This is a genomic window from Chryseobacterium kimseyorum, from assembly GCF_025971945.1.
Taxonomy (GTDB): Bacteria; Bacteroidota; Bacteroidia; order Flavobacteriales; family Weeksellaceae; genus Chryseobacterium; species Chryseobacterium kimseyorum.
In genome coordinates this window covers 1-20663 of the sequence record NZ_JAPDHW010000029.1, presented here as the reverse complement: position 1 = coordinate 20663, position 20663 = coordinate 1, and the positions used below count along the sequence as shown (strand labels likewise).

The window sequence follows — 20663 nt, the reverse complement described above, 5'->3', positions numbered from 1 at the left end:
AAGATCAGTCTGACACCATCGGTATGAACAGAAGCCAAAGTATCGGAATGAATGCGACCCAAAGTGTTGGCGCAATGAAAATGACTTCCGTTTTGGGAGATACGAGTATGTTTATTACAGGAAAGCTGACGGAAATGATTGAGGGTGATGTGCATAGTGAAGTTAAGTAAGGAAAAATTGTGATTAATTCTGAAAAGGGAATTGAAACGAGTTCAAAGGGTTCGATAAGCATCATTCGAATTTAAAGAAAAAAATGCTGAAGATTATTTAACTTTAAACCTAAAAGAAATTGGCGATATAAAAAAAGAAAAATATGATAAGTTCAATTATTTAAAAATTACTTGTAAAGAAAGTTTTGACAAAGAGCAGATACTTTATGTAAAAGCAGATGGTGAAATTTGTGGAGCAATGAGAATCCATCCGAATTCTTCGCAATTTAAAAGAAATATTAAAATTGCTTTTGTAAAAGTAAAGACTAATATAAATGGTACAATTACAATTGGAAAACCTGTGACAGGCGGTAAAGATTTTTTTACCAAATGCTGTAATCAGGCATTGGTAATACCTTCAATTGTTGAAGAAAAAAATGCAGTAGACTTTACTAATAATACTTTTGGCGGTTTGTTTGGGAAAGACTTTAAAGATTTTGCAGGCATCGGGAAATTAAGTAGCGGAATAAATGGGCAAAAGATTATTAAAACTGCTGGAATGAAAGATTATTTAGAGGGAAGATTAAAATCACAATTTGGAGATAAATATAAAGGATACACAGTTCTCTATTTTATAGGTGAAGAAGCTAATTGGAATGGTTTTTCAAATTATGGATGGACTACGTGTGTTCAGTTTGGCAGACATAATAAAGCGACTATGCTCATGAAACTATTCATTCTTTATATTTACCCCATACTTTTGCCAGTATAAGCGAACGGGGAGCAGTTCCGAAATACACCTATCAAGCAAAAAAACTAATAATTTGATGGATTATAGTCATGTAGCTCAAGCCCCAATAGAAAGATTTTCTTTATTCATATGGCAATGGAATGTTTTAAACAATAAAATCAAAATTTAGAAAATTATGAAACTAATTAAAACAGTATTTTTTTGTCTTTTGATTCTATTAAATTCATGCAACGGAAAAAATAAAGACAATTCAACTAAAAACATAGAAAATAAAAAAATGGTTGAAAAATTTGATATAGAAATTTATAAAAAAACAAATTATGGATTTGATAATTATACTAACAAAGACGGAACGTTAATATCCCTGATTGATTTCGATAGTTTAAAAGGGGGCGTTTTAAAAGAGATACCCCCAAAGCCTTTTTTTAAAACAATTTATAAGGAATTTTATCCGAACGGAAACATTAAAAAGAAAGAAATATTCATCGGTGAAAGAACAAAAATAGATACGTCTGAATATTATGATCAAGATGGGAATGTAGAAAAAGTGGAAGAAAACGAAAAATTTGGAAAAGTAAAGCCCGAAGACGTTTTAAAATTTTTAGAAAGCAAAAAAATCATTAATATTTCCAATGGAAAAGGAAGATTGAATAAAGACGGACGACCAACTTTTGAAATTCAATTTGATAAAAATAAAAAAGAATATATTATAATAATCGTAGAAGGAAAACCAAATACAGAACCTTGGGACAATATTGGCGAACCTCTGGCTTTTCTCCCCCTTATATACAAAATTGATGGAGAAACGGGAAAAGTTGAAGAATTGAAATAATTTTAAAAATGAAAGTTAACCTAAACTTTCATTTTTTTTGTTTTAAATCATAATTAAACGGACACTTGAATTGCTACCTTTCTAAGACAAAATATGTACACTCTTTTTTAAAAGACTCTGGGTAATAGAATTTCTCGCAACGAAAAAAAATAATGAGCTTATTTTTCGTGGTTGATTGTAAATAATTCAGTTATTTTAAGAACAGCAAACATGATAGTACTGAAAATTATTATCATTATTTCGCTGGCTTTAATAAAAAACGATTAATAAAAAAAGCTCACCGTACTTCAAAAATTCTAAGCTTTTTGAAATATCAACTGTTCTTTCTTCAGTCTTTTACGCTAAATAAACTATTTTTAATTTTAATGATTGACAAAAAAAACTTATTTTAGTTACACCAAAAATAAAATGTCAACACAAATATTAATATTGAAAAATAAATGGGAGTATTAGTTACAAACGAAACTGTAAAACAGCTTTTCCACATTGCGCAGTCTATTGCGAGAGAAAATTACAACGCGACATACGGTGGTCCTCATATCTTGCAAGCTTTGATGCATAAGGATATCGGGCTCAATGAATTTCTAAAGAATATAGACAAAGATCCCGGCTATTTTTACGAATGGGCAGACGTCCGTATTGAAGATTATCCCAAAACTACACATCTTCCTGCTGAAGTTGGAGAAGGTGAATTTGTAGATCAGATTCTTGAAGAGGCCGATGATATTAGATTGAAATTGGGTTTGGATGAGATTACCCCAATCTGTATTTTGACAGCAATTGTAAAACCGCAGGTGGCTTTTACCTTACAACAGCTTAAATCGTTACCTCTCAGAGAGCATGAAATATTTAATTTATACAGAAAAGATACGCCTTATGCCTCATCTGAAAATAGTGAAATTTCTTCGCTGTTTTCTAATGGCTCAGAGTATTTAGACAATTCTTTCACATCTATTAAAAGTTATTGCATAGACAGAACTGCGCAGGCAAGACAGGGAACTTTAGAAAATATTATTGGCCGCGACAAAGAACTGAGAATGCTCGTTGAAATTCTTTGCCGGAGAACAAAACCCAACGTAATTATTATCGGAGAACCTGGTGTCGGAAAAACGGCTTTGGTAGAAGGTTTCGCTACAGAAATCATTAAAGGAAATGTTCCGGAAATGCTGAAAAATGCCACTTTATTGGAGCTGGACACTGGAGCGTTATTGGCAGGAACTTCATATAAAGGTGAAATTGAAGACCGTTTAAAAAAGGTAATCAATGAATGCAAAAAGATTGAAAAAGCGATTCTTTTTATTGATGAAATTCACTCACTTCTAGACCCAAAAGGAAGCATCGGTAATATTGGAAATATCCTTAAACCTGAATTGGCAAGAGGTGAAATCACGGTTATCGGAGCGACTACGCAGGAGGAATACAGAAAGATCATTGAGCCGGAACAGGCTTTCAACAGACGTTTTGAAGTCCTTACCGTAAATGAACCTGATGAGCAGACCTGCGTCAAAATGATTGATGTTCTTCTGGATGGTTACAAGAAACACCACACGATTGAAGTAGATAAATCTGCTTTGCCGGAATGTGTACGTTTGGCGAAAAGATATGCAAAAGGTAAAAAATTGCCGGACGCAGCAATAGATTTGTTGGATCGTACGATGGCAGCCATCAAAATGCTCGATGAGCTCTCGGAAAAAGAACTTCAGAGCTGGAAGGAGAATTATGAAAATATTCTGAAAGAAGAATTTCTGGATGACAAAGATAAAGCCGACGAATTAATCTGGAATTATAATCTGTTACGCGATAAAATCAGTCCTATTTTGTGGGGTTCTTTACGGGAGCAGCCACAGATTGATAACTCTATGCCGATCGAGCATCTTCAGAAAGTCATTGAAGATACTTTTACAGAATTGATAGAACATGCATCTGTAAAAAGAGAAAAGGTAGGCAAGCTTGAACTGGCAGCGGTGATGGCGGCAAAAACCAATATTCCAATCGGGAAACTGCAGGCTCAGGAAAAAGAAAAACTTCTGAACATGGAATCTCTCCTGTTAAACAGAGTAGTAGGGCAGGATCATGCACTGAAAGTTCTTTCTGATGCCATTGTAGAAAACCGTAGCGGATTAAACAAACCTGGTCAGCCCATAGGGTCATTCTTCCTATTGGGACCAACAGGTACAGGAAAAACGGAGCTGGCAAAATCTATGGCGGAACTGCTTTTCAATGATGAAAAAGCGATGGTTCGTTTTGATATGTCAGAATTTAAAGAAGAACATTCAGCAGCCTTATTATATGGTGCGCCTCCAGGCTATGTAGGTTATGAAGAAGGTGGTATGCTGGTAAACAAGATACGTCAGCAGCCTTACACTGTGGTATTGTTTGATGAAATTGAAAAAGCACATCACTCTGTTTTTGACGTGTTTCTACAGATCATGGATGAGGGAAAAGTTCATGATAAATTAGGGAAAGAAGGAGATTTCAGTAACGCTTTAATTTTATTTACTTCTAACATTGGAAGCGAAGAGATTGTCAGACAGTTTGAGGAAGGCACTATCCCGGAATCATCTTCTCTTATGCAGATTATGTCAAATTCAGGCAGATTCAGACCGGAATTTTTAGCGAGAATTACAGAGATCATTCCTTTCGCACCGATTACCGAATCCATTGCTGAAAGAATTTTTAATATTCAGTTAAAATCTCTTCATAAGTCACTTCACCGATTGGGTATGACGCTTTCGATTACCGATGAAGCGGTGAAAAATCTTGCTTTAGGTGGTTTTAGCAGCAAATATGGTGCAAGACAAATTTCTGGAGTCATCAGATCACAGTTGGCAAGACCCATCTCAAAAATGATTGTTCGCGAAGAAGTTAAATCCGGGCAAACCCTTACGGTAGACTGGAATCACGCTGAAGAAAAGATAGACTGGAAAGTTGATTAAGGTGTATTCAATTGAAATAATAATCAGAATGCTAAAAAACAGTAGGCATTCTGATTATTTAAATAAAATATGAAGATGAAAATTTATTTCAGTAAAATATTATTTGCAACAGTTTTTTTTGTTTCAGTTGAAATGACTCCTGCCCAGTTTCTCTCTGCCAGTGATACTTCTGAAAGCAGCGTGAGAAAATATAAAAACATCATTAATGCTAATAAAGATATTGTTCAGTTTATCGAAAATTCTTTAGCTAAAAAAGGACTTCCAAAGCATTTAAGAAACTTACCTTTAATAGAATCCCATTTTGACAGAAATATTACCTCTCATGCCGGTGCAGTGGGAGTTTGGCAGTTTATGACTGCTCATGCCAATCAGTACGGACTTACAGAAGACCGCCGCACCGATATCTACAGAAGTACAAAGGTCGCTGTAGTTTCGTTGGGAAATCTTTATAAAAAATACGGTAACTGGGTTACAGTAATTGCAGCGTATAACTGCGGAGAAGGTAATATAGCCAAGGCCATGCAGTCTGCCAACTCAAGTCAGTATCATATTTTCTCCAAATATCTTCCGGCAGAAACCGTTAATCACGTTAAAAAATATTTGAATGCCTGCTATGCAACGGGAGAACTGAACAGTGTTTTGACAAATTACAACAGTTCCAGAATGAAAAAAGTTTTTGATGCCAGATCTGGTCTCAAGGAAACATCATCTTTATCTGAAACCGACATCAACGCAGGTTTTAGTCTGAAAATTATTGCTGAAGAACTGAAAGTTAATATCAATGATATCCTGACTTGGAATCCCGGTATCGAAGAGGAGCTTCAGACAAACGGTGAAAGTATCTTCTACCTTCCCACAGATTTGATGCCTGATTTCCTGTTGAGAAAAAATACAATTTTATCCCGATCGATAAAAGAAGGCAGGGTTACAGTTCCGAAATAATATTAACTCGAAAAATTGTCGCAAAATGAATTGTTAAAAGATGCCAATGTATCTTAAATAATCATAATTTTTTCATGTAAATGTGAATTTTTAACTAGTTAAATCCTTTGAAACCCTTTGTAGTAGAGGGTTTTTCTTGTCTCAAGAAATAAAGTCGTAGTTCTACTACACAAAATCGTAGTTCTACTACAAAATCTCAAATAAGTTTCGAAATGACCTTCTTTCCAAAACTTTGGCTCTATCTTAGCTGTAGATAAAATATCTAACACAAAATATTAACTGTTTAAAATTTACAAAATCATGGCAGACAATTCAAGAGGAATCTTAAAATTCAACGGAAGCGAAGGACAGAAATTATTAAAGCTTAATTACAGCGTATCAAGATCTACAGACGTTTCGGGACGTGTAGCATCAGATCCTTCCAATGCGCTTATCAAGTTAACGATTGAAGCAACAGAGAAATCTGAAATTCTTGAAAGTTTGCTTAATGGTAAGTACAAGCCAACTTCAGGCGAAATTACTTTCAACAAGTCTCACGAAGAAGGTACTTTGATTACTTTAAACTGGGAGAACGGATATGTTATCCAGCACGAAGTAGACTTCGACGCAGTTGATCAAAATTCTATGCTGATTAGCTTTGTGGTAAGTGCAGAAAAAATCAACTACGGTGGAGCTGCATACGAAGGTATCTGGCCGGGAGTATAATTTCCAACTTATGAAATGATAAATGTGTATGGGTAATTTTTATTCATACACATTTTCCATATACTGTCATTTTCACTGACCAACTTTAATTTCCTAAACTTTCCCCGGCATGAATCAAAGTGAAGTAAAAGAAATTCAAGATTTTAACGATTTTAAATACGCATGGTACAGAAACGGAAAGTATTCTGTCAATGTGAAATCATATCTTACCCTCGGTAACGGAAAAGCCAACGAAACAGAAACAGAGGAAATCTGGGAAATTATTCCTGGAGAATACAAGCATATCGAAATTCTGATTTCCGATAAAAAATATATACATTTTGATGCGCAGATGAAGCCGTTCTATGAAATTTTAGATCAGGTAAACAAAGCGACAGAAAATTTATCTCTACTTCTGAATGAAGATAAAACAATCGGTAAGGTTGAGAATGAAGAAGCTATCATTGAAAAATGGGAAGAAATCAAACGGAAGGAATTGCGGTTTCTCCAACTCGTAAAAGAATCTTACAACGAAATTATTACAATCTACGACCAGGAATTTCTGAGAATAGAAAGTAATATCAAAGCCAATCTTCTGTACCAGATATTCTTTTTCCCATTTCCAAATACAGGAGCCAACTTTCAGAAAGAGGGCGGGTTTAAGGAGAGAGAAACATTGTCAACTCTTTTTCCAGGAGAAAAAATAACGTACGACACGAGTTATCAGTTTGAAGAACAGAAAGATAAATTTCAAATGAATGTTAAAGGAAAGCTGAAAAGTCACAGTGGTGATTTTGAGGAAATTTATGCTCAGAATTATCAGAAAGCTTTAAACATTCCTTTAGAATATGATTTGATGATGGAAGGCGAATATGTTTTTAATATTGATTCGGTTCTGTCTGAAATTATATTTCATGTAAAAGAAAAGCTCAATGACAAGATGCTTTATGTCTGCAGATATCATATTCAATTATTAACATAGAAAAATATGAGTCAACTGTTTATCGCACAGGGAACTCCACTCATGTGTACCAGCGGAAGACGGCTGATCGGAATAGGAGTCAGTTCGCAATCCAGTGTTTATCTAAAAAACGGTAAAAAGCTGATAGCGACAGAAGATGACCGCTTTAAAGATAATTTTATCTGTCCGCAGATGATGATTGCCGGCGCCATTGCAGGAGTCGGAATTGCTGCTGCTTTTGGTGGTGGTTTATTCGTACTTGCTGCCGCAGCGTGGGCGGGAAGCGCTATGATCGACGACTGTCTTAATATATGCTCTTTTTTAACCAAAGGAAGCGATTGGAACAATACTCATCAGAAAGTACGAGTAGAAGGCAAAAAACCTTTACTTCAAAATTCAACATTGAATTGCTTTTTAGGGGGAACTGTGAAATTCCATCTTCCAACGCCTGCTCAGATTACTGAGCTAAGTAATGCCGCTGCAATGGCACAGGATTCTTACAAAGATAATGCTGATAATTCAACGCAGATTGGAGATTATACCAGAATGAACACTGATGATCAGGCTGTGCTCGATGAAATGTTTGGTCCCGGAACATTCGTTCCTGAAGATTTTAACACCAATACTGATGACGGCTTTTTTGCTTCAGTTTATAAAAATAATAATACAGGACAGTATTTCGTAGCTTTCAGAGGTTCAGAACCCAAAGGAATGCAGTTTTATCATGACTGGTTTATTGAAGATGGAGGACAGGCTTTTGGAGCTCAGACTCCACAGATAAAAAGAACCATGAACCTTGCGAATAAAATGGATGATGCTACCAATGGAAATGTTTCTTTCACAGGGCATTCTCTGGGCGGAGGTAATAGTGCAATGGCATCTTATTATACAGGTTTACCGGCTTATACTTTCAACACAAGAGGAGTTCATGATAATACACTTGAATATTTAGATGAAAACGGTGCGGTAGGTTCTACTTCCAATATCACCAACTACAGTACCAGTAATGATATTCTGAATGCCCTTCAGAATAACAGAGAAGGTCTGCTGTCAACCCTTGCCATTTCAAGAATTCCCGGTCTTAATAAACTGGCAATTTTTGGAGGTCTTACCGGTGCTGTACCAAGAGCATTAGGAGAGCAAAACGAAATTTTCGGGTACATTCAGGATAATGAAGGAATGAATCTGAAAACATTCGGAAGCGGCCACAGTGCGTATGCAGATGCCGTAGAAGCGATGATTGCAACCATTAATACCAATGTTATTGCAGTAAACCCATAGTCTATGAAAAAAATAATTTTTTTAATCTTTTTTACCATGACCTTATTTTCCTGTCAGGATACGAGATCCCGAAAAACTCAGAATAAAGAGCAATATCCTCCTCAAAAACTTTTTGACGGAGCACAGTTGCAGGCTGCACAGAAAATTTTTGATGAAGATCAATCGGGATTAGAAAGTGTTTTAAAAGATGATAAGCAAATCATCAATCAGTTAAGCAGTACGAAAGGGTATACCTTACTGATGTATGCCTCCGTTGTGGAAAATCTTCCTGCTATGGAAATCCTCCTTAAAAACGGGGCTGATCCCAATCTGATTGTTCCCCATCTTTATGATTCCCCACTTTCACACGCAGTTGCCACAAATAATTATGAAATGGCCAAGCTTTTATTTAGATATAAAGCAAGTCCGAATCCTGCGGTGGGAAGCAGTCCGTTATGTGATGCCATGATGCTGGGAGCAGAAGATACAGAAAGAAAAATGATTGATTTTTTAATTGAAAATGGAGCCGATGTTAATCACAGTTCTTATTTAGGAAAAAACATTATGGAAGCTGCTGCAAGAAGCAATGTATCTACTGCACATTATCTTATGCAAAAAGGTGGCAATCCTAAAATAAGAGGAACCGAACTTTCTCCCATGGCTTTGTATATCAGTTCTGAAGAAAAGAAACAGGCAAAAAATCAAAATGCTAAGAATGTTGCTTATTTTGAAAAAATATCTGCATTGAAAACGGAACTTCAGGAAAAGTATGGCATTACATTTCCTGTTGAAAAAAACGAGAGAGAGGAAGCAAAACTCCGTATGGAATTGTATGAGAAATTAAGTGAGCAGGACAAAAAATCCGTCAATTTCAACAAAAATTATGGTGAAAACAGATATTTAGAAGATCAGAAATTGCTCTCCCGATAGAAAAAAAAGAAATATGAAAAGTCGTAGTATTACTACAAAAAGTGAAATTTTCTATTAGAATTTTTTCAGTCAGTAATATTATGATTAAATTTAATATGCTAAGTAAAACATTAAGTTTTCATGCTACAAACCATGGAAATTTAATAGTCTCGAATGAGATCAGATGAAATAAAATTAAGAACGCCAAATTCACAAGTTTAAAGAAAAAATATTATGTTTCAGGATAACTCTACAAAACCGCAGCTTTCCAATAATTTAGGAAAAGCTACTGCACAAAATGTACAGGAACAGGTTTCTGCCAAAGCAACAGGTAAAGTCAGTGAAAATATTCAGAAATTAAATACAGAGATTACAGAGCCTGTCAATGGTATGGTTCAAAAATCTGATTTATTTATGAATCAAATTACTCAAACCAACAATCCGCTTGTAGTTGAAGAAAAAACCTGGGCCAACCAGCCGACGTCAAAAATTCACAATGCTTTAGCTATAGCAACCAGTCAGATTTTAGGAATCAACCGGGTTGTAAAGCTTGATTTAGTGATTGAGGGAAAAGAAATTAAACATTTCAAGCATTTTAGACTCAGTCAAAGTGCGGTGAAGCATCATGAATTCAGCATTACTCTTGCTCACGATACGTTAGGCGCGGCTGAAAACCATAATCTGGAAGAAGCACAGAACTTTTTAGGAAAAAGACTGACAGTGGTTTTTAAATATAAAGATGTCATTGATGGTCCGGAAAGAAATTTCGTTGGTGTCATCACAGAAGTAGGTTTCAGCCAGGAAAAAGGAAGTTTGGGTAATATTGTACTTAGTGGATTCAGTCCAACAGTTTTGTTAGATGCAGCTCCGCATATCCAAAGTTTTGGTGGTGCTCAGCCGATAAGTTTAAACAGTATTGCTGATCATGTCATTAAAGAAGGTTTAGGCGGAAGCAAATTCGATTACAGAGTCGATGCGCAGTACGGAAATGTTTCTTACAGTTCACAATACGAAGAAACGCACTATAATTATCTGGCAAGAATCGCAGAAGCTTACGGTGAGCAGTTTTTTTACGATGGCGAAGTGCTTCATTTTGGAAAACTCCCGCCTTCAGAGCAACCCGTAAAGTTGACCTACGGAAGTAACGTAAGTGATATAAAAGTACGGATGAAAGCACAGCACGTGAATCCTTCATTCTACGGATACAACAGCAGTAAAAATGAAAAACTGACGACGGGAAATTCAAAAATTAACCACGCTTCAGATATCGCAAAACGTGCATACGAAATTTCAGAAAAAACATTTACAACTCCATCATTAAGAGTTGCTCCTATTAAGGCGGCATCTTTTATGGATATTGATGCTTCACAGAAAGGAACAGCTGGCAGTAAAGCTTCGCAGGTTTTCATTACTTCGGGAGAAACGACTGTTCCGTTTTTATATCCAGGCTGTACGGCAGATGTTGAGATGAGAAAAGCAGATTCTAATGAGACTTCCTATTTTACCAAATTAATGATGGTAGCAGTAACTCATGAAGTTGATGCACGGGGATATTATACCGGAAATTTTGAAGCGATTGCTGCCGACAGTGGTTACATTCCACGTCCCGAATTCGAAACTCCGAGAGCTGATGCCCAATTTGCCAAGGTTACAGAAAATGCAGATCCATTGAACCAAGGAAGAGTAAAAATCCAGTTTGATTGGCAAAACGGACAGGATACTTCAGAATTTATCCGTGTAATGACTCCTGATGCTGGAAGCAGTGATAAAGTAAGTAAAAACCGCGGCTTTATGGCTATTCCCGAAATAGGTGATCAGGTAATTATCAATTTTGTTCATCAGCATCCTGACCGACCGTTTGTCATGGGAGGAATGTTTCATGGAAGTATAGGAGCAGGAGGTGGAACCGGAAATAATATTAAGAGTCTGAGTAGCAGAAGTGGTAATAAATTGGAGCTGGATGATGGGGCAGGATCTGTTTATTTAACTGATCAAGGAGGTGCGAATATGAAATTTGATGGTGCCGGAAATGTAGTTCATCATGCGAATAACGATAGTACCAAGACTATTGGAAACGATAAAACAGATAAGATTGGAAATAACAAAAAACTGGAAGTTGGCTGTGATCATATTGCCGATGTTGGAAATACACACAAAGTAGCAGTTGGAGGTGAAAACAGTGTCTTTAAAATGGACAATACCGGAACAATTGATTTGACAGGCATCAAACAAATAACTTTGAAAGTTGGTAGTAGTGAAATAAAAATTACTACAAATAAGATAACTATAACAAGTGAGGAGGTAGATATAAATGGTGGCGGAGCAACAGCAAATTTAAAAAAGAAAACAGTAATTAAAGGTACAACAGTTGATATCAATTAATGGGAGAGAATATATTCAAACACGTGATAAAAAAAGAAGATACATTAGAATCTTTAGCTAATCAGTACGATGTTAGTATTGATGAACTTATAAAATATCATAATTCATTTAGTGGAGTTACAAATCTAATTGTTTCCAATGTATTACCAATGCATTTAGATTACATTGTCATTGATAGAAATTTTATTAAGAATAAAGAAATTAATAATGCTGAAAATGGGAAGATAAATCTGAACAATAAAGCAAGATATCGCTGTGAACAAAACAATTTAGTTTTAGTAGATGGTAATCCAAATTTCTCTGCGCAAACGAAGACTCAATATTTATTATCAAATAAGCAGGATATTGGTTTTTCATTATTAAATGCAATCTTGGAGGATTATGTAACTGCAGTACAACCTGCAGGTATGGAAAGTGCTTTCGAATTGATAAAGCATATAGAACAGATTAGAAGTGATATTACCTTTGCTCATTCAGAAGGTAAAATAAATAAGGTTATCAATTTAAAAGAGCTTCACGAAAAGTGGGAGTTTTTTTTAGATAAAACATCACAGAATATCTCTTTTTACAACGAGTTAAATAATAAATCTCCTGAAGTTATAAAGGATTTTATAGAAAATGGAAGAAAAGAATTTTCGAATGAACATATTTTTTCTGAAGTAATTAGCAAAAATCTTTTTTATCATACACTTATTAATGTTTACAAAAATAATGATGCTAATGAATATTCATTTACTCAGCAATCTCAATTGTTTCCCAATATTATGTTGAATGTAAATGTTATAAAATCAATTGTTACAGAAGATGAAAATAGTACAACCTATCGATTAGTAGGAGTATTAGACAGGAGTAAATTGAATGAAGTTGAAATAAAAAACTTATATGAGCAAATGTATCAGCCAATAATAAAGTTTTCTTTTACAGAATTCGATTATATCTATCGAATTACTTATCAAATAGAAAGTAGTACGGGACAGCTTATAAAATCTTCAGCTTCAATAAAAGAGTTCGTTAAAAATAATTATGATGTCATTACCAAATTTGAACTACGTAGAGTAGAATTATAATAATATGAATACACAAACAATTACTAAAGGGAAGGCATATTATCACGATGTAATAATTAAAACAGCTTATCTGTATCTTCCGATATTTGCCGTAATAATATTAGTATGTTCTTTTTTTGAAAAATTTAGATTTATCTTATATTTTACTGTTGTAGGTGCATCTTACGGATTTATTCTTAATCAGCTGAAGAAGAAATATGTAAATGTAGAGTTTGATTCTGAAAATATATTATTAGGCGAAATTATAATCAATACCAAAGATATAGAAAGTTATTATCTTTCCTTGCCTCTGAACGAATTGCTTATGTTAAGAATTAAAACAAAAAATCAAAAAGATTTAGCAGTTTACATAGACAAAGATTTAAAAATGACAATAGAATCATTTTTTAATAGAAATTCAATAGAGTCTGTAAAAGAAAACTATGATAATTACTTAAAATATGGACATCTGATATTTCCTTTTGTTGGTTTGATTATTTGTGCAATTGTCTATAGTATTTATAATTATTTCAAATACAAAGTATGAGTAAGGCTTATATACCAAAAAATACATGGGTGGTTTGTACAATGCAACAAAACCCAGGGCCTGGAAAATTAATTCCAACAAAGTTTTCAGGAGAAAGAGAGCAGTTTTCGGTTTTGTTTAAAGGAGATAAAGAACGTATTTTTCTTACTGTGGGAGATAGAAATACAGCTGAAAAGTTTGTATGTAAAAAACCGATGAATATGTGGCTTGCGATAGGAGGATTAGTAGTTGGTTTAATTTTAGCATCAAATCCTATCGGTTGGGTGGTTATAGGAATTTGTGCGGTAGTATTGGTTGCCTCTGTTGCTATTGCGATCGTTACACACGATTGTTCAGGACCACTAAAATCAGGTAAATGGGTAGATGTTAAAGATGATGTATTTTTTGATAAACAAATTGCAATTATAGAAACATCTCTTTTAACTTGTGATAAGGGCGGTGTTTTAAAACCTATAATTGACGAAAAAACAGCTCGCGATGCTGCTAAAGCAATAGCATTTGAAAATTTTAAAGAAGCTGCCGTAACTACTGTTGCAGCAATTGCAACAGGCTTTCTTATGGGAAAAGGAGGAGGCTTTTTTAAAGCGATTGGTGGGCTTTTTTCCAAATCAGGAGCATTACTGACAATAGGTGGAGTTGCCACAACCTATGCATTAACATCTTATCAGAGTAGTGTAATGAGGGGAAGTGAAGAATATGCAGATAATGATCTCTATCAGAGAATGAATAAAGCTGAAGCAAAAGACTGGAGCGATCCTAATACAACGGTTAAGGAAACTACGGATGCTTATGGGAATGCAGCTGCCTCATTAGCACCACCAAATCTTGCTGACTTTGTTGATGTATACAAAACAGGTGGATTAGTAATTGAAGATGCAGCATTAAGACAAAGGGTTGATCAGCTTTCTTCAATGAGTCGTCAACAACTTCTTAGAAATCCAGCTGCACAAAGTGTATGGAATGACATCAAAACAAATCCCCGTCATCAAAATGTTTATGATGCAATTAGGAGAAATAGTATTCATAATCAAAACAGATTCACTCCGGGAATGAGAAATGGTGCTATTAGTACATTAGATGACAATTTAAGAAATAATAAGTGGTCTTTAAAAAATCCTAATTCTTTAGCTCAAAAAGGATCTTCTTCACTATTATTTTTCGTTCCTTTGATTGGTGGATATTTTTCTGAAAAAGCGAGAAGAAAACTTGCTGAGATAGCCGTCAATGATAATTCAGCTACAATTGATGTTAGGACAGCCAATTAAAATAGAATTTAAATTAATTGCAGTAAAAAGATTCAATTACTATTTTAAAAAATCATATCAATTCTTACCGGCTCACAATTTTGTAAGTTCTTTCTTTCCGCTAAAACAAAAAATATCTTTGTGAAAAATATTTACAAATGAATTTAGCCGAAAATATTTTAGCCTTTCATCATTACGACATTGAAATTTTATAAAGCATTGAATGGATATCCAAACAGCAGATTTATTCCTCGCTCGGAATTTGAAACCCTGTAAGCGAATACACAGTTTGGTAAAATAATATCCGATACAGATCCATTAAATCAAGGTAGAGTTAAAGTTCAGTTTGACTGGCAAAGTGGACAGGATACTTCAGAATTTATCAGAGTAATGACTCCTAATGCAGGTAGCAGTGATAAAGTAAGCAAAAACCGGGGCTTTATGGCCATTCCCGAGATCGGCGATCAGGTAATTATCAATTTCGTTCATCAGCATCCGGACCGACCATTTGTGATGGGAGGAATGTTTCATGGCGGAGTTGGCGGCGGCGGTGGTGCCGGAAACAACGTGAAAAGTTTATCCAGTAAAAGTGGTAATATCATCTGTTGAAATGATGGTGCCGGAATTGAAATTAAAGACAGGAACGGGAATCATGTTACTTTAAGCGGGACGGGAGATTTAACCACACAAATTAGTAATAACAGTACCGAAGAAATTGGGAGTAATTTATCCATCAATGTTGGCAAGAACAAAGCAACACTGACAATGGGAGATGATGGGAAGGTTGAAATTGAATCTACAAAAGAAATAAGTTTTAAAACAGGTGGCAGCTCTATAGTCATGTGCGAGGATGGAAATATTACCATTACTGGTAAAAATATTACGATTGAAGGAATGAATACAACAAAAGTTATTGGTCACAAACAAACTGATATGGGCAAATGTGATGGCAACCCAGGCGTTGTTGTAAATGATAATGTTTTGATAAACGGATCAATAGTTACCATAAAAGGAAGTACCCAAGTAGATATCAACTAATATGGATTATAAAACCTACGAGATAAAAAAAGGAGATACATTAGAATCGATAGCTCTCCAACATAATATGAGTGTAGAAGAGTTAGTGAATTTTCATAATGCTAAGTCATCTTTAACACAACAGTTTTTTAGCGATGTTGTTCCGATACATGTAAGTCATTTGTATACTAAACCTATTTTTAGGATAAATGAAAATACTTCTACAAAGGATATTGATGCTTTACACTTTGATAAAAACTTTATGTATAGGACAGAAATGACTGTAGGTACGGTATTGGAGGAGGTAATGGTGGATAATAGTACTTGCAAGTCTCAATATAGAGTTGGACTTGCCAATAACAATTCGGTAGCTTCAGTTCTTTTAGAGGAAAACTACGTTACGAGCTCACCCCAACTCATGCAGGCGGGTATGGAGCTTATTTCAGAGATAGATAAGATAAAATGTAACTCTATATTTAATTTAGACGTCGTAACAGGAAAAATAGTTAAAGTAGTCAACTACAACGAGATCCTGAAAAATTGGAATAACTATAAAAAAGGACTTGAAAGCAGAAAAACTGTTTTAAAATTATCTAAAAACCAAGACGATATAGATGAATTCATAAAAATTGTTGAAGGAATTCTAAAGCCTGAGAAAAAATTAGTTGAAGATTATTACAACAAAATGTTTTATGAATTATTTTTCACAGAGCATTTACATGGTAATAGAGATTTTCTTAAAACTTATGCAAAGACATATTATTCAACTTTCTTTGACAAAGAACCCGTAATTCTTCATTTTACACCTTCTATTTTAGAAGAAACTGATGAAATATTAAAAATAAGGAGAGTAAGTACGATGGATTATCCTTCACTTAATATGAAAAATATTGTTAGACTATATGATGAACGAATAAAACCAATGGTTCAGTTTTCATTCTCAGAATACAACTTTAGTTATAGAGAAACACTTATTTGGAATAAAAAAGAAAATGTATTGCAAGAATCCCACGTTACGGCAATAGAAGAAGTGAAAAATAATATCCAGCTCCTAATAGATTTTAAACTGAAAAGATTTGAATAATGGCACAGTCTTACATACCTGAAGGTACCATGTTGATTTGTACGGAGATGAAAACTCCTATGGATAATACAATTATAAGCAGTAGAAGTAAAACGGACGTATTTAAGGCGAGTAAAAAAGTATACCTGCTTACCGAAAAGGATTATAAGCTGGAAAAAGCATTCGTCTGCAATATTAACAGCAAATTCTGGGGAGGGTTGAAAGCTTTATGTACCATCGTTGCGATAGGTGCTCTTATGATAGCTACCGTTGCTACTGGTGGTCTTGCCTTAGTTGCTTTTGGTGTTGCAGTTGCAGCTGTAGGAGTTTCTGCATTTGCTTCTGACAGGGAAATAGCCCATGACTGCGATATTACTCTGCAGTCTAAATGGATAAATGTTCATGATAAGGTAAAAATAAACGGAAGTTTTGCATTATTGCAAAATTCTAAGATGATTTGTAAAAAAGGTGGTGCACTTACTATGGTAGTAGATCCGGTTTTAGCTAGAGCAGCTGCTCAGAAAATTGCCGCCAATAATCAAGCAGAATACGAGGCCCACTTAAATTCACAAATGATACAGGGTACAATGTTTCTTATTTCCTCTAAGGGAGATCCAAGAGCACTTGCGGTAGGTCTGCCATTAACAATTTTTAATTACGCTGAGGGAGAAGATAAGAAGATAAAGGATAGAGCCAATGCAATTGAGCAAAGGATAACCAATTCAAATCCTGAAGATGAAAAAGGAGCTCTAGCGTCGGTTTTGGGTGCTGTTCCCGACCAAAAGGCAACAGAAACGGCGGTAAGAGATGCCATTATAGGCACTGGAGCTGAGGTTGTATATAAAAACCCAGCTATTGTTACTGCAGTCATAAATTATCCTGCTGTAGTTTCAGCTTCCATGCGAAGTGCTTATCCCACAGCGGCGTTGCGGTTAAATTCAAGCTTAGTGTTTGCCGGTGTACAAAGAAGTTTTACCAATCCTGGAATTTCTAATGGATTGAAAGAGGGCTTTCTCTGGGGAATGGCAGGTGCAGCAGTAGATGGTGGTTTTGATGTATATGAAAATAGTTTGTACGATGATACGATAAATTATTTTACCGAGTTTTTATCGGTTCAAAATCAAAAATCAAAAGGAATAAATATTATAGCAAAAACTAAATAAATGAGAGGCATAGGATATTTTTTAGGAGCGACATTAGGAGCTGCACTATTATTCTTTATTATCAGCTACATTTTTTTTAAACCAAGAAAGGTAAACAGCAATGAAATTAATAAATTTATAGACGATTCGAAGAAAATATTAATTAACAATCCAATACCTTTTTGGAGTGAATATAAAGGTGATGATAAACGATTAGGAGGTAGTAGCTTGAATAAGATGACCTATTTTAGTAACCGTAATATGTCTTACGTAAGAGGAGTAACATATACCTATTTTTCTAAAGAAATGAATAAATACGTAAAAACCTATACAATAAGTGAAGGAGGAGGATTTAATTCTGTATTGCTTGAATTTGGTGACGAGAATAAAGACAAAACACAATGGCCCGATATGTATTTTTATTATAACAAAACCCAAAATGCAGACCTGACCTACGGTACAATAGATAAACCATTGCCTATACTACATTTCAGAAGTGCAGATCCGGCATTACGCTCTATGAGACAAAACAATAAAGATTCAGACCCTGCTTATTTAAAAGAAAACTATACTGAAAACGTGAAGCTTTACTTAGAGTATTTTATAGAAAAAGAAGATTTCAAAAAACTTTTTCCTGATTGATGAGACGCATAGGATATTTTTTAGGAGCAACATTAGGTGCTGCAATATTATTTTTAATTATCAGTTTTATTTTTTTAAGACCAAGAAAAGTTACTACTAACGAAGTTGAAGTGTTTATTAAAACCTCTGATTTCTTATTAATAAAAAATGTGCCGCCTATTATTAGTTTTGACATTCCAACTCCAGATGTTAGATTAGGAAGGGAAACCATTAATAAGTTAACTTACTTTAGTAATCGTAATATGTCTTATTGTAAAGCAGATACATATACCTATTTTTCGAAAGAATTAAATAAGTACATACAAACATATTATATTGATGAAATTGGCAGTAACATGACGAGTACAATTTTAGAATTTGGTGATAAAGACAAGGATAGAACGATTTGGCCAGATATGTATTTTTATTACAATAAAAGCCATAATGCAGATCCAACTTACGGGACAATAGATAAGCCACTGCCCATCCTGCATTTTAGAAGTGCCCATCCTGCATTGCGCTCAATGAGACAAAATAATAAAGATTCTGATTCTGTTTATTTAAAAGAACGATATACTGAAAATGTAAAGTTGTACTTAGAGTATTTTATAGAAAAGGAAGATTTTAAAAAGCTTTTCCCGGATTCATGAGAGGTATAGGATATTTTTTAGGAGCGACATTAACAGGCGTGAAAAAATCATTTACGCGAGTTCCTTTTTATAGATTTCGTATATCAGAATCTTAAAATGAGTTTTATAATGACGGAACAGGTGTTTTATCAAATTTAAAGAATGATAAAAAGATTTTATATAACAGAGCTGATAAACATATTACTTTCTTCGTCAATAAAAATGATTTGCTGAACCTCGAATATAGAAAAGACATTCAATATATTGGATTACAAAAAGAGAATGTTTTAATTGACATATTTTATTATTATTTTTCTAAGTTTAGAAAAATTCCCTTTTTATTTTTTGTATTTTGATGATGTGCTTAAATGCTTATGCAATTTACACATTCAGACTCAAAATTTTTGAAATTTTAATAATTTCCTATTTGCTTTACGGTATATTAATTTTAATACTATGAAAAAAATTGTTGCAATACTAGGAGTTTTCGCTCTCTTATCTTTTATGTCTTATAAATTTTATTTAAAAAAGATGACCAAAAATACCTAGATCAAGGAATAGAATATGGGTTTACTGAATATAATTATGATTATCGGATTAGAAGAATGGTTGATAAAAAAACAGGAATCATTGTAAATGCATCTGCACTGATGAAAGAAGAAGTGAAAAATAATTATCAGTTTATTACACAATTTGATTTAAAGCAAATTGATTATTAGAAATCTTTATTATGATTGAGAATCGAGATTTTATATTTAAGAATGTTTTACCATATCATGTAGCAAAGACACTGCTTGTGATTATCCCATGTATGATTTTTTACGGAGCTTTATATTATCTGTTATTTAAAGGGATGTTCAGGCTGTCTTTCGTAATGTTTTTCACACTTTTCTATTTTGGAACTTGTTATTTAATTTTAAAGGCTTTTTCCGTTCAGGTTAAAATTTGGTTTGATGATAAATATCTTTTTATACAAAAAGGAAAGCAACCAACCGAAAAATATTTTAAGTCTGATATTAAAGGATTTTACGCCTATGATTATGAAAGTAAAGCACCATTATTACAAAATTCCAAGATATATTTCAAATTTTGCTTGATGAATAATTCTAAAATTTATCTTAATGATGTTGAATATAAAAACAAATATGAAATAGAAAAAGGAGAAAATTTAAAGAAATTTTTAAAGTATGCACAAAACGAATTGCATTTTACAAAAATAAAAAAGAAAAATTTTCAAAATATTTATTGGTATTCAGATCGTAATTAGGAAATTATCAACTTAATTCAAAAAGGCAGAGAATTCAAAAATTCTAAGATAGCTTTAAATAATTATAAATGAAATGGATATAGAGTTTTATTTAAAAAATGTGATACCATTTAATCCACTCTATGCCTATCTATTGGCGATTCCTTGTATCTTATTTTGGGGTGCAGTATATTATTATTTTTTAGGGTTGAATTTTAAACTTTCATTCATAATATTTTTTACCCTGTTGTGTTTTATAACAATGTATTTTGCAATGAAACTAATATCTGCAGATATAATAT

General features: G+C 33.9%; 19 protein-coding genes. All 19 read left to right on the top strand.

The window, feature by feature from the left end; genetic code table 11:
• Positions 1-408: 408 nt before the first annotated feature.
• Entirely contained in the window at positions 409-921 is a 513-nt protein-coding gene (locus OMO38_RS19870; RefSeq protein ID WP_264751921.1) for a hypothetical protein, read from the top strand.
• Positions 922-1075: 154 nt separating this feature from the next.
• The gene (locus tag OMO38_RS19865; protein WP_264751920.1) at positions 1076-1732 is read left to right on the top strand and encodes a hypothetical protein; all 657 of its coding nucleotides are present in this window, start codon (positions 1076-1078) and stop codon (positions 1730-1732) included.
• 440 nt (positions 1733-2172) lie between these two features.
• Positions 2173-4668, top strand: coding sequence for an ATP-dependent Clp protease ATP-binding subunit (locus OMO38_RS19860; RefSeq protein ID WP_264751919.1), 2496 nt, complete (start codon positions 2173-2175; stop codon positions 4666-4668).
• Positions 4669-4743: 75 nt separating this feature from the next.
• Complete coding sequence (locus OMO38_RS19855) at positions 4744-5610, top strand: lytic transglycosylase domain-containing protein (protein WP_264751918.1); 867 nt, start codon at positions 4744-4746, stop codon at positions 5608-5610.
• 300 nt (positions 5611-5910) lie between these two features.
• Positions 5911-6315 carry a type VI secretion system tube protein TssD gene (tssD, locus tag OMO38_RS19850; protein WP_047442434.1) on the top strand — a complete coding sequence of 135 codons (405 nt, stop codon included), beginning with the start codon at positions 5911-5913 and terminating at the stop codon, positions 6313-6315.
• 109 nt (positions 6316-6424) lie between these two features.
• A complete protein-coding gene (locus tag OMO38_RS19845; RefSeq protein WP_264751917.1) occupies positions 6425-7276 on the top strand; it encodes a hypothetical protein in 852 nt (283 codons plus the stop codon).
• Positions 7277-7282: 6 nt separating this feature from the next.
• Entirely contained in the window at positions 7283-8536 is a 1254-nt protein-coding gene (locus OMO38_RS19840) for a PAAR-like protein (RefSeq protein WP_264751916.1), read from the top strand.
• 3 nt (positions 8537-8539) lie between these two features.
• Positions 8540-9445, top strand: coding sequence for an ankyrin repeat domain-containing protein (locus tag OMO38_RS19835; RefSeq protein WP_264751915.1), 906 nt, complete (start codon positions 8540-8542; stop codon positions 9443-9445).
• A 213-nt stretch (positions 9446-9658) separates the two neighbouring features.
• Positions 9659-11806, top strand: coding sequence for a type VI secretion system Vgr family protein (locus OMO38_RS19830; protein ID WP_264751914.1), 2148 nt, complete (start codon positions 9659-9661; stop codon positions 11804-11806).
• Positions 11806-12873, top strand: a complete 1068-nt coding sequence (locus OMO38_RS19825) for a LysM peptidoglycan-binding domain-containing protein (RefSeq protein ID WP_264751913.1) — start codon at positions 11806-11808, stop codon at positions 12871-12873. Before OMO38_RS19830 ends, OMO38_RS19825 begins: the two co-directional genes overlap by 1 nt.
• A 4-nt stretch (positions 12874-12877) precedes the next feature.
• The gene (locus tag OMO38_RS19820; RefSeq protein WP_116098194.1) at positions 12878-13399 is read left to right on the top strand and encodes a hypothetical protein; all 522 of its coding nucleotides are present in this window, start codon (positions 12878-12880) and stop codon (positions 13397-13399) included.
• The gene (locus tag OMO38_RS19815) at positions 13396-14664 is read left to right on the top strand and encodes a DUF4280 domain-containing protein (protein ID WP_264751912.1); all 1269 of its coding nucleotides are present in this window, start codon (positions 13396-13398) and stop codon (positions 14662-14664) included. Before OMO38_RS19820 ends, OMO38_RS19815 begins: the two co-directional genes overlap by 4 nt.
• 276 nt (positions 14665-14940) lie before the next feature.
• The gene (locus tag OMO38_RS19810) at positions 14941-15252 is read left to right on the top strand and encodes a phage baseplate assembly protein V (protein ID WP_319804259.1); all 312 of its coding nucleotides are present in this window, start codon (positions 14941-14943) and stop codon (positions 15250-15252) included.
• 156 nt (positions 15253-15408) lie between these two features.
• Entirely contained in the window at positions 15409-15681 is a 273-nt protein-coding gene (locus tag OMO38_RS19805; RefSeq protein ID WP_264751911.1) for a hypothetical protein, read from the top strand.
• 1 nt (position 15682) lies between these two features.
• The gene (locus OMO38_RS19800; RefSeq protein ID WP_264751910.1) at positions 15683-16744 is read left to right on the top strand and encodes a LysM peptidoglycan-binding domain-containing protein; all 1062 of its coding nucleotides are present in this window, start codon (positions 15683-15685) and stop codon (positions 16742-16744) included.
• Complete coding sequence (locus OMO38_RS19795) at positions 16744-17886, top strand: DUF4280 domain-containing protein (protein ID WP_264751909.1); 1143 nt, start codon at positions 16744-16746, stop codon at positions 17884-17886. Before OMO38_RS19800 ends, OMO38_RS19795 begins: the two co-directional genes overlap by 1 nt.
• Positions 17887-18507, top strand: a complete 621-nt coding sequence (locus OMO38_RS19790; protein ID WP_264751908.1) for a hypothetical protein — start codon at positions 17887-17889, stop codon at positions 18505-18507. It begins immediately after the preceding gene.
• Positions 18507-19136 (top strand): hypothetical protein, encoded by a 630-nt coding sequence (locus tag OMO38_RS19785; RefSeq protein ID WP_264751907.1) that lies wholly within the window; start codon positions 18507-18509, stop codon positions 19134-19136. Before OMO38_RS19790 ends, OMO38_RS19785 begins: the two co-directional genes overlap by 1 nt.
• A gap of 709 nt (positions 19137-19845) precedes the next feature.
• Positions 19846-20382, top strand: coding sequence for a hypothetical protein (locus tag OMO38_RS19780; protein WP_264751906.1), 537 nt, complete (start codon positions 19846-19848; stop codon positions 20380-20382).
• Positions 20383-20663 lie beyond the last annotated feature (281 nt).

What these genes read in the sequence shown, in the direction of transcription:
- tssD (WP_047442434.1), top strand. Translation starts at nt 5,911, where the DNA reads ATGGCAGACAATTCAAGAGGAATCTTAAAATTCAACGGAAGCGAAGGA.
- OMO38_RS19815 (WP_264751912.1), top strand. Translation starts at nt 13,396, where the DNA reads ATGAGTAAGGCTTATATACCAAAAAATACATGGGTGGTTTGTACAATG.
- OMO38_RS19840 (WP_264751916.1), top strand. Translation starts at nt 7,283, where the DNA reads ATGAGTCAACTGTTTATCGCACAGGGAACTCCACTCATGTGTACCAGC.
- OMO38_RS19820 (WP_116098194.1), top strand. Translation starts at nt 12,878, where the DNA reads ATGAATACACAAACAATTACTAAAGGGAAGGCATATTATCACGATGTA.
- OMO38_RS19800 (WP_264751910.1), top strand. Translation starts at nt 15,683, where the DNA reads ATGGATTATAAAACCTACGAGATAAAAAAAGGAGATACATTAGAATCG.
- OMO38_RS19830 (WP_264751914.1), top strand. Translation starts at nt 9,659, where the DNA reads ATGTTTCAGGATAACTCTACAAAACCGCAGCTTTCCAATAATTTAGGA.
- OMO38_RS19825 (WP_264751913.1), top strand. Translation starts at nt 11,806, where the DNA reads ATGGGAGAGAATATATTCAAACACGTGATAAAAAAAGAAGATACATTA.
- OMO38_RS19785 (WP_264751907.1), top strand. Translation starts at nt 18,507, where the DNA reads ATGAGACGCATAGGATATTTTTTAGGAGCAACATTAGGTGCTGCAATA.
- OMO38_RS19835 (WP_264751915.1), top strand. Translation starts at nt 8,540, where the DNA reads ATGAAAAAAATAATTTTTTTAATCTTTTTTACCATGACCTTATTTTCC.
- OMO38_RS19780 (WP_264751906.1), top strand. Translation starts at nt 19,846, where the DNA reads ATGATTGAGAATCGAGATTTTATATTTAAGAATGTTTTACCATATCAT.
- OMO38_RS19795 (WP_264751909.1), top strand. Translation starts at nt 16,744, where the DNA reads ATGGCACAGTCTTACATACCTGAAGGTACCATGTTGATTTGTACGGAG.
- OMO38_RS19805 (WP_264751911.1), top strand. Translation starts at nt 15,409, where the DNA reads ATGGGAGATGATGGGAAGGTTGAAATTGAATCTACAAAAGAAATAAGT.
- OMO38_RS19860 (WP_264751919.1), top strand. Translation starts at nt 2,173, where the DNA reads ATGGGAGTATTAGTTACAAACGAAACTGTAAAACAGCTTTTCCACATT.
- OMO38_RS19870 (WP_264751921.1), top strand. Translation starts at nt 409, where the DNA reads ATGAGAATCCATCCGAATTCTTCGCAATTTAAAAGAAATATTAAAATT.
- OMO38_RS19855 (WP_264751918.1), top strand. Translation starts at nt 4,744, where the DNA reads ATGAAAATTTATTTCAGTAAAATATTATTTGCAACAGTTTTTTTTGTT.
- OMO38_RS19865 (WP_264751920.1), top strand. Translation starts at nt 1,076, where the DNA reads ATGAAACTAATTAAAACAGTATTTTTTTGTCTTTTGATTCTATTAAAT.
- OMO38_RS19790 (WP_264751908.1), top strand. Translation starts at nt 17,887, where the DNA reads ATGAGAGGCATAGGATATTTTTTAGGAGCGACATTAGGAGCTGCACTA.
- OMO38_RS19845 (WP_264751917.1), top strand. Translation starts at nt 6,425, where the DNA reads ATGAATCAAAGTGAAGTAAAAGAAATTCAAGATTTTAACGATTTTAAA.